This window comes from Chloroflexota bacterium (assembly GCA_009840355.1).
Taxonomy (GTDB): Bacteria; Chloroflexota; Dehalococcoidia; order Lucifugimonadales; family JADFKI01; genus Bin90.
In genome coordinates, this window is record VXNZ01000050.1 from 68,529 (window position 1) to 83,587 (window position 15,059).

The following is a 15,059-nucleotide window of genomic DNA, read 5'->3' on the forward strand; positions in this document are numbered from 1 at the left end:
ATTATGTAGGCGCTGAAACGATTGACGACATCGGGGTGCGGTGCTATCGTCAAGGTAGATAACACGCGGCGGCAAGTTGCATCGGACAACGGACATGTCTGCCGCCCGGCTAAGGTAGGCATTTTTGGCACAGAGCACAATAAGGGCGCCGGCGTCCACTGCCGCCGGTGCCGCCGAACGGCAGTCCTTCGCTGAGCGACTCAGGCAATCTCCCATCGCCGAGACACTAGCGATCCCCGACTTTCGCTGGATTTGGCTTGGGTCGTTTGCGTCGTTCACCGCAATGAACATGCAAATGATTACCCGCGGATGGCTTGTGTTGCGGCTAGAAAACGACTCGCCGTCCGCGCTAACCTGGGCGATGGTGTCGTTCGCCGCGCCGATGGCTATTATCTCCCTGTTCGGCGGCGCGCTGTCGGACAGAATGCCGAAGAAGTACCTTATATTCGGCAGCCAGTTGGGGAACGCCGCTCTCACCCTTGTCGTGGGTATGATGGACGCCACCGGCACCATCTGGCTCGGCGCATTGATGGCGTTGGGAGTGCTGAACGGCTCGATGTTCGCGCTCAACATGCCAAGCCGCCAAGCCATCATATCCGAGATTGTGCCGCGTGACCGCGTGATGAACGCCGTCGCCCTGAACAACGCATCCATGAACCTGACGCGCGCGGCAGGACCTGCAGTCGCCGGCATTCTCATTGCCTTCTTCAGCACCGCTCTCGTCTTCTATATCGTGTCCATCGTGTATGTCATCTCTGGCTTTTCCGTTCTGCGCGTCAAGAGCATGGGAGTCCGGGCAAGCGGGCCACGCAAAAGCGTAACCGGCGACATCAAGGAAGGCTTGAATTACGCCTTGGGAGACAAGACACTCAGGGGCCTCATCATCATGGCGTTTCTGCCGGCGATGTTCGGCTTCACGCTCTTCGCCCTAATGCCCGCGTGGGCGCGCGAGCAGCTCAACGTAACATCGTTCGACCTCGGTTACCTGATGGCTGTTATGGGCATAGGCGCTCTGGTCGGCACCCTCGGGCTGGCGTCTATGCGGAACCTCGGCAATCGTGGCATAATCCTTCTCGTCATCAGCGTGATATGGGGTATATCCGTCGTGGGCGTCGCGTTCTCCGCCGAGTTCGTCTCCGCGATATTCTTCCTTGTCATTAACGGCCTCCTCAGCTCGCTCTACATGTCGCTGAACATGACCCTGTCGCAGATATACGCCGACCCCGAGAAGCGCGGTCGAGTCATGAGCCTGTTCATGATGACGTTCGGGCTGATGCCCATCGGCGCGATACCGTTCGGCGAATTCGCCGAAGTAATCGGCACGGGGCAGGCGCTCAGCATAAGCGGCATGATTCTGACCGGACTGACTATCATATTCGCCTTCGCGTATCCCCACTTCCGCCGGATACAATAGCAACCTTGATGATCCCTTTCCTCTAAGGGGGAAGGTTAGGAAAGGGGCATTGTATGCATTATGCCATCTTCGGGTTTCGCGGCAGGGCAATCGCATCTTGCTATGCTTGGAATAATGATTGCTCTGATGTATCTGATTGAGTGAATATCGGCTGTGTATTTGACTGAACAACTCTTTAGATTGTGTATTTCAGCAAATATCTGCCGTTTGAAAGAAGTGGCGACGGCTGACTTTCCGAAGTTTCGCGTCAGACAAATTAGATGCGATTGCCCTGGGTTTCGCGGTATAAACTCGGATTACGAGACGAATGTCTGCTATGATTGACGCCTGACAAGTAAGGCGCGGCAGTCATAGGCGCAGCCGCGGCAATTATAGCCAGCCAATAAAGACTAGATGAAACCCTCTGGGCAAAGCATAACACCCCGCTCCAAGTGATTATCGACTTCCATACGCACATATTCCCGCCGTCCATGCGTAAGAACCGCGAGCGACACATACGGCGAGACCGTACATTCGCCGCGCTGTACGCCAATCCCAAAGCACGCATGGCGACCGCCGAAAACCTGATTGCCGCGATGGACGAAGACGGCGTGGATGTCGCGGTAGCGATGGGCATCGGCTGGACAGACCATGACACCGCGCGCGAGGCGAACGACTACATCATCGAAGCGTCACAGCGCTACGAAGGACGCATCGTAGGTTTCGCGAGCGTCAATCCGGCGTGGGGTACGGCTGCGAACGGCTGCGACTTAGCGGCGCGTGAAGCCGAACGATGCGCGGACGCCGGACTGAGCGGCATCGGCGAGCTGCACCCGGATACGCAGGCATTCGACCTCGGCGACAGGGACACGATGGCAAGCCTAATGTCGGTCATCGAAGAGCGCGGTTTAATCCTGAATACGCATTCGTCTGAGCCTGTGGGACACATTTACGCTGGCAAGGGCAGCGTTACGCCGGACATCCTGATGCGATTCATCGGCAACTTCCCGGATGCCACGATAGTCTGTGCCCACTGGGGCGGCGGGTTGCCATTCTACGCGCTGATGCCGGAAGTTAAAGCAGCGCTGCGCAATGTCTATTTCGACAGCGCGGCATCGCCATTCCTGTACACGCCGCAGATTTATTCGACGGTATCGTCGCTAGTCGGCGTGGATAAGGCGCTATTCGGCAGCGACTACTCGCTCCTGCGCCCACGCCGCCTGCTAGCCGAAATCGCCGCCGCTAATCTATCGCCGCAAGACCGCGCCGCCATACAAGGCGGGAACGCCGCGCGCCTGCTGGGGCTGGCGTAGTTCACATCAGCTTCACAGGCTCTTCTTCCCACCTGCCTTGTGAAGGACGCCACATGCGCATCTCACCCCTCAGCGTGTCGCGCGGTTGAAGAAAGTCGTGAATAGCCGCCGCCCAATCAAGGTATGGCGTAGAAAGCCGCGTCTGATAAATTGTCAGAATGCCGCCGTGCTCCTCATGCAGTACGCCCCATTTGTAGAGCGCCGTCCAAAGCCAGTGCAGCCTGCGAAAGTCCCTGCGATCCTGAGTCACCAGCACCCAATCTCTTTCCGCGCTCAGTCGAAGGTGTGTAGCATCGTCCTCTGAAGAAGTTCCCACTTCATAAACCGTATGCACCGTGTAACCCATGCCGCGCAGAATGCCTTCCATTTCACGCGGCATGTTCTCATCGAAGTAGAGATGCTCAATCACGATGCCAGACCTCTTCAGGTTCAGGCTTGTATCTGTCCCAGTCTATCAGCCAGGGGTACTTCTCGGCGAAGTCAAGTGCGGCATTTATTTCCTCCAAGGTGAGGTAGCCTTTCCATCCATTATTCAAAATTTCCTCGGGCGTCAGTCCACGGTATCTGGCATCAGATGCAAACAGGCAAACCTTTGGACCCTTTCCCTTTATTATCGGTTCGCCGTGCTTGCCTGGGCCCGTCGGTATCTCTATGAACTCGTTCTCATAGTCTTTTGTGGTTCTAACCATCTGTTATACCTCCATATCTCTGTGCTTCGGACGAAAAATCCCGAATGAGCTAGTGTAGCCATGCAGGAATGTTGCGTCGCCCACTTGCCCTATTTCGCCGTTGCAGAAGAAGCCGGTCAGCGGCACGGCACCCACCATGTCCGTGAACATGCTCGTGTCGTGGTCCGGTCTGCCGTACAGGTACGACCCGCGACCAAGGCACTGGAACAGCAGCGCGCCTGCCTCGGAGCGCCCGGATTGTGGCAATTCGGAGACATATTGCTCCAGCATCGCGCTCAAGTCCTGCGACGATGTTTCGGCATCGCGTAGGTGGAACTGCACAGTCTGCCCTTCTTTCAGCATCTCCCCCACTGCGAGCGCGCCGCGCTGCGCGTCAACACCCACGATGTTGCGAATCAGGAAGTCGCCCAATTGCGGGTCGTCGTTCAGTTCGTCCATCACTACGCCCAAGAACAGCGAGTGCTGCGCAAGTTCGCGGTCGCGTTCGTCCAGCGTTATGAATATCTCTTTCAACACCTCGAACGGCGTGCGCCCGTCAACTTCAAGCAGGATATTGCGCCGGCTCGATGTGATGTGCAGCAGCTCGCCGATGGGACGGCATCCCTGCGCGACAACCGTGTCGATTTGCACATCGCCCTCAAACGCCACGCCCACAACGCCATCGGTGTAGGTTTCGTCATCGAGATATAGCGCATTGCCGCCTTCTTGGTGCGCGCCGCTTGCCAGCCCGCCAATCTTCGCACTGCGCGGGAATGCGTAGTCCAGTCCCATCAGCAGCTGCTCGCCTTGCATGCTGAACGGGTCCGCGAGGATGAGGAAGTCCACATCCGCGCCGATGGGCGTGTTGACCAAACTGCCCCATTCGTCCGGCGGCGCGTCTCCGTCGGGCAGCGCACCGTATTGGATATGGAACGGCGTCAGTTGCACATTAGGCAAATGTGCCGCCGTGAGCGCGAGTGCTGGGCGATTTTCCACCTCGGTCGCTGCGCCGATGACGCCGCCGCCGCTGCATCCGACCAGCAGCGCATCGCCGAACCGATCAGCCGCGAGCCCCGTCATCGCCTGATATTCGTGAGCGTAGTGCGGCGAAACGAACGCCACTATTATATGCGCCGCCAGCCCGCCGAGTTCGTCCTCCAGCCTGCGCGCGCAATCCTCGAACGCGCCGGTAAGGGTAGATTCTTCCGATATTGCCGAACTCCACTTCATGGCGCTCCCTCAACTCTCTGACGCCTAACGTCCCATGAAAAACCTGACCGGCGCAAATGTCGCCGACCTGTGTCGTATATTTGTCCGTAGTGTGCCTGTCTATTCGCCCATGCCACGAGGCAACGATGCCCCGATGTCGCTATTCTAGCAGACGCCCGCTGCCGTCAGACGATTGGTGGCTATTAGTGGGAACAATTAGTGGATAGACTAGCGGCAATTTCAGTAATACGGGCAATATACGCAAGCGGCGATATTCAGCGGGCATGTTCTGCGCGATGCCTGTTCGAGACCTGCATAGATAAACACGGCAAGGTGGCGCGGCGCCCGTCCCGAAGAAAAGCGGAATGCGAAAGAAGGGAAGCCAATCTATATTGCCGATTGGCACGGTACTTGGAAATCTAAAACAAGTGGCGTGTGGCGCTTGTCCAGCGCTGCAAGGGCTTTGCAAAGGTCGCTAATTGCCTACGATGATGGCTCACGGACAGAGGAATAACGCAACAAAGCGCGGCGGATTTGCGTGTAAAGAACAGGCAGCGCTTACTCGCCGCGCAGCCTCCGAAGTTCGGCTTCCATCTCCGCCAGACGAAATTCGGCTCGTTCAGCGCGTGCTCGCTCTTCGTCCGCGCGTGCTTGCTCTTCGTCCGCGCGAGACTCTGCCGCCATACGGCCTATTCGTTCTTCTTCAGCGCGCAGATGCTCTTGTTCATGGTTCAGCAGCCACTGCTCGGCAAGCGGATTCCAGAACCGCAACTCGCCATCTATCCACCAGAGGTCAAGATTCAACGCATCGCTGTGTGCCCACACACTTCCGTCAGCCTCGACACGCCTCTCCAAACGCTGATACTCACCGTCCACAAGCCGTTCACCCACAAGCGGCTCGCCGTAGAAATCGCCGCCCGTACCATCGTATTTCCAGTACTCGCGAATGCCTAATTCGGCGTACAGGTCTCTCTTGCTGCCCAAGTCATTCTGCGCCGTGCTTGGCGAGCCTATCTCAAGAATGAAGTCAGGCGCTTTTCCCACTTCCCATGTCAGATAGACGTTTCTGCGCACTATAGATTCTATGGATTCCTCTGAAAGATCAGTCGCCACATAGCAGTCCGGTGAAAAGAAAATGCGCGGGTTGCCTTCAACATAATATATGAAAGTATCGCCGTTAACTCTGCTGCCGGGAACATCGCGAAAGAAAAGTCTTAGGGTACTGACTGCCGCAGAAAACAGTGGCGATTGATACTCTCCATCAGGCAATGGCATACCATCCGAATCTGGATAAACTATGGAAGTCGTGGCTGGTGTGGTCATAAGCGCCTCCTTGCTACGATTGATTCTACCACAGGCGGGGTAGGGGTTAGATTTCTGAAACTGCTTATCTCCCCGCGCATCTATAATTGAAAGTTGGACGATAAACGTTCATAATTAATGAACTTTGTTTAGGGAGGGCAGGTGATTGAATGAGAGGTACGGGGCGCTAGGCACGCACCTTTTGGTGGAATTGAACGACTGCAACCCATCGCTACTCGACGATATGCCGCTGCTCCGGCGAGTGCTGCTTCGCGCCGCGGAGGAGGCGGGCGCCACCATCGTCGGCGAGGTGTTCCACAAGTTCTCGCCCATCGGCGTAACCGGCATCGTCTGCATCGCCGAGTCGCACATCAGCATCCACACCTGGCCCGAACACGCCTACGCAGCCGTGGACATCTTCACCTGCGGCGAGGATTTCAAGCCACGCAAGGCGGCAAACTTCATCGCAGAAAGCCTGCAATCCCGCCAATGCGACATCACCGAAGTGCAGCGCGGCGGCGTCAGCGCGTCCTTGTCCGCGGCGTTCGGCGACTGACCACTGACGACTGACATACGGCGGCATCGCGCCGACCGGGGACATCGCCGGCGCCTTGCGCTGATGAAGATACGACTTCGTAGAACGCGCGCCCTTATCGGCATTTTCAGACTACCTCACCCATCCTAACCTTCCCCTTAATGGCGAAGAAACTTATACTCCGCGACCCACCCCGTATATCCGAGCAAGTAATAATTCCATGAGAACTCCGCCCGAAGGCAACTGGCACTACGAACTTATCACCGAAGGCTTGATGCAGCTCGAGCGCATACGCGAGGTGCTGTTCGAGGGCGACTCGCCGTATCAGCATGTGCTCATCCACGACGCCGAGTGCTTCGGCAGGACGCTGGTGCTGGACGACAAGACGCAGTCCACGGAACTCGACGAATTCGTGTATCACGAGGCGCTCGTGCAGCCGGCAATGCTGGCGCATCCCGAACCGCGCTCGGTGTTCATCGCGGGCGGCGGCGAAGGCGCGACGGCGCGAGAGGCGCTGCGGCACAAGTCCGTCGAGCGCGTGGTAATGGTTGACCTAGACGAGCTGGTCGTGAGCATGTGCAGGCAGCACCTGCCGAATCACCACCAAGGCGCGTTTGACGACCCGCGCCTGACGCTGCTGCACCAGGACGCGCTGCGATACATCGAGACAACCGACGAGCGCTTCGACATCGCAATCATCGATGTGCCAGACCCGCTAGAGGCAGGTCCGGCGTACCTGCTATTCACGCAGGAGTTCTATCGTTCGCTGCGATCGCGGCTGAATCCGGGCGGCATAATGGTGGCGCAATCCGGACCGACGGGCGCGACATTCTACGAGCAGTGCTTCTCCGCCGTGGCGAACACCGCCGCGTCCATGTTCCCGGCCGCGCACCTATGCGAAGCGTTCATCCCATCATTCGGCACGACCTGGGGATTCGTAGTTAGCGCGCCCGACGACACGGTGCTCACGCTCACCGCCGGCGAGATAGACCGCCGCATCGCCCAACGCATCGCAGGGGGAAGCGGCGCGCTACGCAGCTACGACGGCATCGCGCACCGTGGCATGTTCGCCGTCCCCAAGTTCCTGCGCGAGGCGGTGGCGGCAGAGACACAGGTGATTACGCGCGCGTCTCCGCTGTTTGTGGTGTGAAAGGCTTCGCCCTTTGCGTGATATAGTTCTACTCTATTCATTTCAGGTAGAAAGCCAAAATTCTTAACAGGTGATGAACGAAAATGGCGGCTAGACCTGGTTTTCGTAGATGGACACGCGAAGAAACCATCATAGTGTTCAACCTGTACTGCCAGATTCCATTCAAGGACTCCAACAAGTCCCATCCAGATGTTCAACGATTTGCTAAATTGGTCAATCGTTCCCCCTCTGCCGTCAACATGAAAATCGGGAACTTTGGCAGCTTCGACCCGGAATTGAAGAAACGCGGCATAACAGGACTTCGCAACGCATCTCGCTTAGACAGACAAATATGGGACGAGTTTCACAATGACTGGCAGACGCTCATTGAGGAGAGTGAGCGACTAATCGCAGAAAAAGAGAAAACACTTGACGATGCCCCTGCGGTTGACCCTGTCCCTGAGAATAAGGAGTTGCCCGAAAGATTGGGTGGGGAAAGGCTGGCCGTTCGCAGAGTCAGGGAAAATCAGCCGTTCTTCCGTAAGGCGATATTATCTGCCTATGAAAGTGAATGCTGTATCACCGGCATTGACATAGAGACTCTGTTAGTCGCAAGCCATATTAAGCCCTGGGCGGAATCCGACAGCACCGAAAAACTAAATCCGCAAAATGGATTGTGCTTGAACGCCCTGCATGACCGCGCGTTTGACAGGGGACTAATCACCGTCGCGGACGATTACACCATTATGGTCAGTGAGCAAGTTTCGCGTTCAACAAACGACGCTGTGCGTGATTTGTTGTTGACATACGAGGGGCGACAAATCAAACTCCCAAGCCGATTTGTTCCCCGTACCGACTTTATCCAATGGCATAGGAACAATGTTTTCGCGCACTGATAAGTGCCTCATAATGTGCATTAATATCCTTTATGCAATTAGAGTTTTTGTGCTATATTAGCCAGAGGAAAATGGTCATGTATGTGAAGGGCTTGAGGCATAGGAGCACTGGATGGACTGGCATATCCCCACAACCACTGGGCAATCCACGACAGTAAGCCTAACCACTGGAGAGCCGCTACTTATAGTTGGACCCAACGGATCTGGTAAGTCGGCATTGCTACAACAGTTCATTTCGTCGCATCCTAATGAGAATATCAAGCGTATCACGGCATATCGGCAGACATGGCTTGAATCAGGAAGTGTTGACTTGACTCCTGCAAGACGTAAAGGACTCGACGATCAGATCAGAAACTACGAGCGTCAAGCAGAATCTTTATGGAAGGAAGGCGCAAACTATTATGGTTATGGAGTCCAACATTCTGCAATCCTATTCGATCTGGTCGCAAGTGAAAATATGCGCGCACGAGCAATCACCCGTCAAGTTGATGAAGAAAATATAGATGGGGCGAAAGAACTGTCCCGATCATCAGTGTCTGCACTCAGCCAACTCAATGATCTAATACGACTCGGAAACTTAGCGGTTAAAATCGAGATTTCTGATGATGATACCGAGATACTGGCTTTACATCAGAATGCCAACGCACCATTTAGTATTTCCCAAATGTCGGATGGCGAACGTAATGCAGTCTTGATTGCAGCACAAGTGCTTACCGTCGAAGATGGAACTATACTACTGATTGACGAACCCGAGCGTCATCTTCACAGGTCCATCACTGAGCCATTCCTGTCAGCCCTATTTGAACGGCGCACTGATTGTACATTCGTCGTATCGACACACGAAATAGCCCTGCCAATCGCTCATCCAAATGCGCAAGTGATAATAACTCGGTCGTGTCAATGGAACGGCAATGCCCCTAGTTCTTGGGATATAGATGTACTTGAAAGGGATACAGATTTACCAGAGGACATCAAACGGTCAATCCTAGGGTCAAGAAAGAGGATGCTCTTTATAGAGGGCAAACAAGACAGTTTGGATATTCGACTTTACCAGCAATTGTTCCCGGACGTTACAGTGATTCCAATAGGAACTTGTGATGATGTCCAGAGAGCAGTCAGTGGTCTAAGGAAAACACAATCCCTTAATGATGTTGAAGCGTTCGGTCTGATAGACAGGGACAACCGAACGGAAGAAAACATTGAGAAACTCGCAGATGACTATGTGTATGTTCTTGACGCTTACTCAGTTGAATCGCTCTACTATTGCTCGGAAGCTATCAGAGCAGTCGCCAAACGACAGGCGGAGACCTTGAATACAGACGCCGAAGCAATGAATGCTTCGGCAACAACCCGCGCACTCAATGTCGTTGGCCATCAAGATGTTGTCGAAAGAATGGCTAAGAAATTGTGTGTCCGCAAGATACGAAGCTCGCTACTGTCCAAAGTCCCAGACTGGAATTCCATTGGAGCAAGTGAGGATTTGGCAGTCACAATCCCATCATCCTGCGATTACAAGAATGAATTGTCCCATTACCAAAAATTAGTCGCACAGAGAAAATTGGATATCATCGTCGCTCGTTATCCCATCCGAGAATCGGCGGCTTTTGGTGAAATTGTAAAATCACTTCGGTTCAAGGATCGAAAAGACTATGAGAAAGCGGTCATCGCGCTAATTCGGAAGGATAAGGAATTGGCCGACGCCATCAAATATCGTATCGAGCCTCTTGCTGATGCTCTTGCGAATTCGGTACCACACCTTCCAATATCTTCAGCATGATATGCTCTATTGAACCCCTATCGTTGAAAAGAGACAGCAATCAATGAACAGATGCCAGCGATGTGGGACATGGTGGCCTACCTTGAAATGCTACGGCTGCGGTCAAGACCTCTGCGACACTTGCTGGGATGAGCACGCCGAATTTGGCTGCACTAAAGCGAACTATCCGCCAACTCGATAGGTAGGATCTGTGTCTTCAAGGGCGGAGCCGCGTCCCAGCGTATGACGGCTATCACTGCTAAAGAAAGGCTTTCAACATGCTTAAGAAGGTAAGAGCAAGATACTCCGAAGGCTCGCTCACGCCGCTCACGCCGCTCGACCTGTCCGAAGGCGAAATCGTGTCGCTGACCGTCGAGGTGGAATCGAAACTCTCTAAGGAAGAGCGTGCCGAGAAAGTGAAGCCTGCTGCGGACGTGTGGACAGAACAAGAAGACCTCGAAAGAATCAGGCGCGCAGTGAACGGTCCTAAGCTTTCTACAGATGAGTGGCTTGAAAAGGTACGCAAGCGCAGAGTTGCGTCCCGAACGCGGATTACGGCAGATGAAATCATTGAAATGCGCGACGCGGACCGCACATGACTGCCGTCGCCGATTCTTCCGCGCTGGTCGCGTCTGTGGTGGACCACGGCAGCGACACTAGATGGGTAGATGCCGCCTTTGCAGGCGAAGACTTAGCTTGTCCGGAACTGGCGCTTGCGGAAGCCAGCAACATCTTGCGTCGGATGGAACTCGCCGGGCAACTATCGTACACAGAAGCGACGGCTGCCTATACTGAACTGTTCGATATCGACATTGTTCTGTATCCCTTCACCCCATTCGCCGAGCGGATATGGCAGTTGCGGAATAATCTGACAATCTACGACGCATGGTTTGTTGCGTTGGCAGAGGCACTCGATTGCCCGCTTGTTACACTTGACCGCAGGCTCAGTCGTGCGCCAGGTCCAACCTGCGCTATCTTATCCCCTGACTAAAATCTCCCCCCGCCGCACAAAACATTGATACATCCCACGAATGCGATACAATAGACTAATCGCCCGTCTATCCCATGTATCAATGCCGGTTTCAGGAGATTTCACCCATGTTCAATCCCGTCGATACCAAGACCGATTTCACTGCTATGGAACGCGACATCCTCGACTGGTGGGAGCGCAACGACATCCCGACCAAGTATATGCAGCGCAATTCCGGCGCCGATAAGACTCATTCGTTTATCGACGGGCCCATCACCGCCAACAATCCTATGGGCGTTCATCACGCCTGGGGCAGATCCTACAAGGACATCTTCCTGCGTTTTCGCGCTATGCAGGGCTACGACCAGCGCTATCAGAACGGCTTCGACGGGCAAGGGCTTTGGATCGAAGTCGAAGTGGAAAAGGAACTCGGCTTCAAGTCCAAACGCGACATCGAAGCGTTCGGCGTCGGCAAGTTCGTGGATATGTGCAAGCAGCGCGTTGACCGCTTCGCCGACATCATCTCGCAGCAGAGCATCCGGCTCGGCTATTGGATGGACTGGGACGATTCGTATCACACCAAGTCCGACGAGAATAACTACACCATCTGGCACTTCCTGAAGACTTGCCACCGGAAGGGCTGGCTGTACGAAGGGCGCGATGTTATGCCGTGGTGCCCTCGCTGCGGCACGGGTCTGTCCGAGCACGAAATCGTAACCGAAGGCTACAAGGAAATCGTACACCCCGGTCTGTTCGTCAAGTTCCCCCTCATAAATGTCCCTTCCCCCTCGATGAGTGAAGGTCAGGATGGGAGTGAAGAAAGCAAAGAATCCTTGCTGGTCTGGACGACCACGCCTTGGACGCTCACCGCGAACGCCGCCGCCGCCGTACATCCCGAAAAGACCTACATCAAGGTGCGGCAGGGCGACGATACACTGTATCTCATCAAAGAACGCGCGTCCGTGCTGAAGGGCGACTACGAAGTGCTGGGCGAACTGCCGGCAAGCGAACTTGTCGGCGCGCGATACCGGGCGCCGTTCGGGGAATTGCCCGTGCAGGAAGGTGTTGAACACCGCGTCGTCGCGTGGGACGAGGTGAGCGAGAGCGAAGGCACGGGCATCGTGCACATCGCGCCGGGCGCCGGTAAGGAAGACTTCGAGCTGGGCAATGAGAACGGCATCCCCGCCATCGCGCCGTTGGACGAATACGGAGATTTCGTGGACGGCTTCGACTGGCTGACCGGACGGAATGTCTATGACACGAACGACGCCATCTACGACAGCCTCAAGGCCAAGGGCGTCTTCTACAATCTGGAACGATATTCGCACCGCTACCCGGTCTGCTGGCGCTGCGATTCGGAGCTGGTCTTCCGGCTGGTGGACGAATGGTTCATCAGCATGGGCGAAAAGCACGACAAGCCCCGCGAAGAACTGACCGGCGCGGAAAAGGCGGACAGCCTGCGCTACCAGATTATGGATGTGGTGGACGATATCCGCTGGGTGCCGGAGTTCGGCTACGCGCGCGAACTCGACTGGCTGCGCAACATGGATGACTGGATGATCTCCAAGAAGCGCTACTATGGCTTAGCGCTGCCCATCTACAAATGCGCCGAGTGCGGCTGGTTCGATGTCATCGGCAGCGAGACTGAGCTGCAATGTCGCGCCGTAGAAGGCTGGGATGAATTCGCCGGCAACTCGCCGCACCGCCCTTGGGTTGATTCGGTGAAGATTCGCTGCGACAAGTGCGGCGCAACCGTTAGCCGCATCGAAGATGTTGGCAACGCCTGGCTGGACGCGGGCATCGTGTCGTTCTCCACTATCCAGTATCGCCACGACCAGGAATACTGGCGCAAGTGGTTCCCCGCCGACTGGATTTCTGAGAGTTTCCCCGGACAGTTCCGCAACTGGTTTTACTCTCTGCTCACGATGAGCACAGTGCTGGAAAACACTGCACCGTTCAAGTCGGTCTTCAGCTACGCCCTGATGCGCGACGACAAGGGCGAGGAGATGCATAAGAGCAAGGGTAACGCCATCTGGTTCGAGGACGCCGCCGAGCGCATGGGCGTCGACGCGATGCGCTGGGTGTTCCTGCGCCAAAATCCCGCGCTCAACATCAACTTCGGCTTCCGTTCCGCCGACGAAGTGCGCCGCCGCTTCATCATCCCGCTGTGGAATGTCTATTCGTTCTTCGTAACATACGCGAACATCGACCGCTACGATGCCACGGCAACGCCGCCGCCGGTGTCGGAGCGCGCCGAATTAGACCGTTGGATACTGTCCGAGCTGAACCAGCTTGTCAGGGAAGTAACGGACGCGTTCGAGAACTTCGATCCGGATAGGGCGGCGCGCCATGTCGAGGGCTTCGTCGAATACCTGTCGAACTGGTATGTACGCCGCAGCCGCCGCCGCTTCTGGAAGGCGGGAATCCTCGCCGAGAACGCGGACGCCGACAAGCACGGCGCATACGCCACGCTGTACGAATGCTTGCTCACGCTGATAAAGCTCATCGCGCCGGTGACGCCGTTCATGACCGAGCAGATGTATGGCAATCTGACGAATGGGCAAAGTAAAGAAAGTGTCCATCTGGACGACTTCCCTGTCGCGGATGAATCGCTGATAGATGAAAGCCTGTCACGCGCAACCCGTATGATAATGCAGCTCTCAAGCATGGGACGCGCTGCGCGGCAGAAGGCGGGCATCAAGGTGCGCCAGCCCGTGCAGACGATGAAGGTGCTGGTGTCCGGCGAGTCCGACAAAGCGACGGTGGAGGCGCTGTCCGACCAGCTCAGGGAGGAGCTGAATGTCAAGGATGTAGAGGTAATCTACGACAGCGAAGGCATGGGAGACATACACTTCTGGGACTGGAAAGTATCGCCGAACATGCGAGTCCTGGGACCGAAGTACGGGCCGCGCCTGCGCGAGATTACCGAAGGGCTGACAGAAATGGACCCGCGCGAGGTCGTAACCAAACTGCGGCAGCGCGAAAAAGTCGTCATCCCGCCAAAGGACGTATCGCTACCCCGAATAGAGTTGGGCGCATCCGAGGAAGAGATAGTTCGAATGTCTGAAGACGCTCCTCAGACCGCTACTTATGTCTTCACGAAAGGACCCGATGACCCCGTACTGAGTTCCGGGCTGTTCGACATTTTAGAAGAAAGAATCGCTCCAGAAGGCTTTGCGGCAGAAGAAGACAGGGCATACTCGGTCGCGCTGTCGACGGAAATTACACCAGACCTGCGCCTCGAAGGCGACGCCCGCGAGCTTGTGCACGGCATTCAGAACATGCGCCGCTCCGCCGACTTCGACATAGCCGATCACATCGTCACGTACTACGAGAGCAGCCCGGAACTCCACGCCGTAATCGCGGCGCACGGCGACTATATCCGGCAGGAGACGCTGTCGCAGGAGCTGGTGAGCCAGTTGCCCGCCGATGACGCCTACACCGAGACGCTGAAGGTGAATAGCATACAGGCAACCATCGGAGTGCGGCGGGCTGGATAGTTAGGAAGGTGAAGCCTATATTTGCTCCTCGGTAAGTGAAGGTGTTACTTTCCGATAATGATTGAAGTCATCGCATACACTGACCACAGAGGGCGCAATCCCTTTCGGCGCTGGCACGACAGGCTGGATAGCATCGCGGCAAATAGAATAGAGTCGGCTTTGTTTCAGATGCGGGCGGGAAACTTATCCAATGCTAGAAGCGTCGGGCGCGGCGTATCGGAATACCGTATTAACTTCGGACCCGGATACAGAATCTACTTCGGCAGAGACGGCGACACACTAATCATCCTGCTCGGTGGCGGCACAAAGAGCCGCCAGCATAGAGATATTCAGAACGCTCATACTCTTTGGCGAGAGTACAGACATAACAAGCGGCGAGAGGCTTAAA

At 55.7% G+C, this 15,059-nt stretch carries 14 protein-coding genes; 10 read left to right on the top strand and 4 right to left on the bottom strand.

Annotated elements, in window-relative coordinates; all coding sequences use genetic code 11:
* The first annotated feature begins 124 nt into the window (after window positions 1-124).
* Window positions 125-1,414, top strand: coding sequence for an MFS transporter (locus F4X57_13395; protein ID MYC08146.1), 1,290 nt, complete (start codon window positions 125-127; stop codon window positions 1,412-1,414).
* Between the two features lie 431 nt (window positions 1,415-1,845).
* Window positions 1,846-2,706 (top strand): amidohydrolase, encoded by an 861-nt coding sequence (locus F4X57_13400; GenBank protein MYC08147.1) that lies wholly within the window; start codon window positions 1,846-1,848, stop codon window positions 2,704-2,706.
* Window position 2,707: 1 nt separating this feature from the next.
* Here the strand turns inward: F4X57_13400 and F4X57_13405 are convergent, their stop codons facing one another.
* The 4 genes from F4X57_13405 to F4X57_13420 all read right to left on the bottom strand — a co-directional run bounded on the left by F4X57_13405 (window position 2,708) and on the right by F4X57_13420 (window position 5,906).
* On the bottom strand, window positions 2,708-3,115 hold the full coding sequence (locus tag F4X57_13405) for a hypothetical protein (GenBank protein MYC08148.1): 408 nt from the start codon (window positions 3,113-3,115) through the stop codon (window positions 2,708-2,710).
* On the bottom strand, window positions 3,108-3,395 hold the full coding sequence (locus tag F4X57_13410; protein MYC08149.1) for a hypothetical protein: 288 nt from the start codon (window positions 3,393-3,395) through the stop codon (window positions 3,108-3,110). The genes F4X57_13405 and F4X57_13410 overlap by 8 nt, the downstream gene beginning before the upstream one ends.
* A 3-nt stretch (window positions 3,396-3,398) precedes the next feature.
* Window positions 3,399-4,604, bottom strand: coding sequence for a hypothetical protein (locus tag F4X57_13415; protein MYC08150.1), 1,206 nt, complete (start codon window positions 4,602-4,604; stop codon window positions 3,399-3,401).
* A 537-nt stretch (window positions 4,605-5,141) separates the two neighbouring features.
* The gene (locus tag F4X57_13420) at window positions 5,142-5,906 is read right to left on the bottom strand and encodes a Uma2 family endonuclease (GenBank protein MYC08151.1); all 765 of its coding nucleotides are present in this window, start codon (window positions 5,904-5,906) and stop codon (window positions 5,142-5,144) included.
* Window positions 5,907-6,051: 145 nt separating this feature from the next.
* Between F4X57_13420 and speD the strand changes: the two genes are divergently transcribed.
* The 8 genes from speD (at window position 6,052) to F4X57_13460 (ending at window position 15,058) form a co-directional block, all read left to right on the top strand.
* Window positions 6,052-6,441, top strand: coding sequence for an adenosylmethionine decarboxylase (gene speD, locus F4X57_13425; GenBank protein MYC08152.1), 390 nt, complete (start codon window positions 6,052-6,054; stop codon window positions 6,439-6,441).
* A 199-nt stretch (window positions 6,442-6,640) separates the two neighbouring features.
* Window positions 6,641-7,570 (top strand): polyamine aminopropyltransferase, encoded by a 930-nt coding sequence (gene speE, locus F4X57_13430; protein MYC08153.1) that lies wholly within the window; start codon window positions 6,641-6,643, stop codon window positions 7,568-7,570.
* Between the two features lie 83 nt (window positions 7,571-7,653).
* Entirely contained in the window at window positions 7,654-8,445 is a 792-nt protein-coding gene (locus F4X57_13435) for an HNH endonuclease (protein ID MYC08154.1), read from the top strand.
* A 112-nt stretch (window positions 8,446-8,557) separates the two neighbouring features.
* Window positions 8,558-10,222 carry an AAA family ATPase gene (locus F4X57_13440; GenBank protein MYC08155.1) on the top strand — a complete coding sequence of 555 codons (1,665 nt, stop codon included), beginning with the start codon at window positions 8,558-8,560 and terminating at the stop codon, window positions 10,220-10,222.
* A 257-nt stretch (window positions 10,223-10,479) separates the two neighbouring features.
* On the top strand, window positions 10,480-10,800 hold the full coding sequence (locus tag F4X57_13445) for a DUF104 domain-containing protein (protein MYC08156.1): 321 nt from the start codon (window positions 10,480-10,482) through the stop codon (window positions 10,798-10,800).
* The gene (locus F4X57_13450; protein MYC08157.1) at window positions 10,797-11,192 is read left to right on the top strand and encodes a type II toxin-antitoxin system VapC family toxin; all 396 of its coding nucleotides are present in this window, start codon (window positions 10,797-10,799) and stop codon (window positions 11,190-11,192) included. Before F4X57_13445 ends, F4X57_13450 begins: the two co-directional genes overlap by 4 nt.
* A 107-nt stretch (window positions 11,193-11,299) precedes the next feature.
* The gene (locus F4X57_13455; protein ID MYC08158.1) at window positions 11,300-14,671 is read left to right on the top strand and encodes an isoleucine--tRNA ligase; all 3,372 of its coding nucleotides are present in this window, start codon (window positions 11,300-11,302) and stop codon (window positions 14,669-14,671) included.
* Window positions 14,672-14,731: 60 nt separating this feature from the next.
* On the top strand, window positions 14,732-15,058 hold the full coding sequence (locus F4X57_13460) for a type II toxin-antitoxin system RelE/ParE family toxin (GenBank protein MYC08159.1): 327 nt from the start codon (window positions 14,732-14,734) through the stop codon (window positions 15,056-15,058).
* Window position 15,059 lies beyond the last annotated feature (1 nt).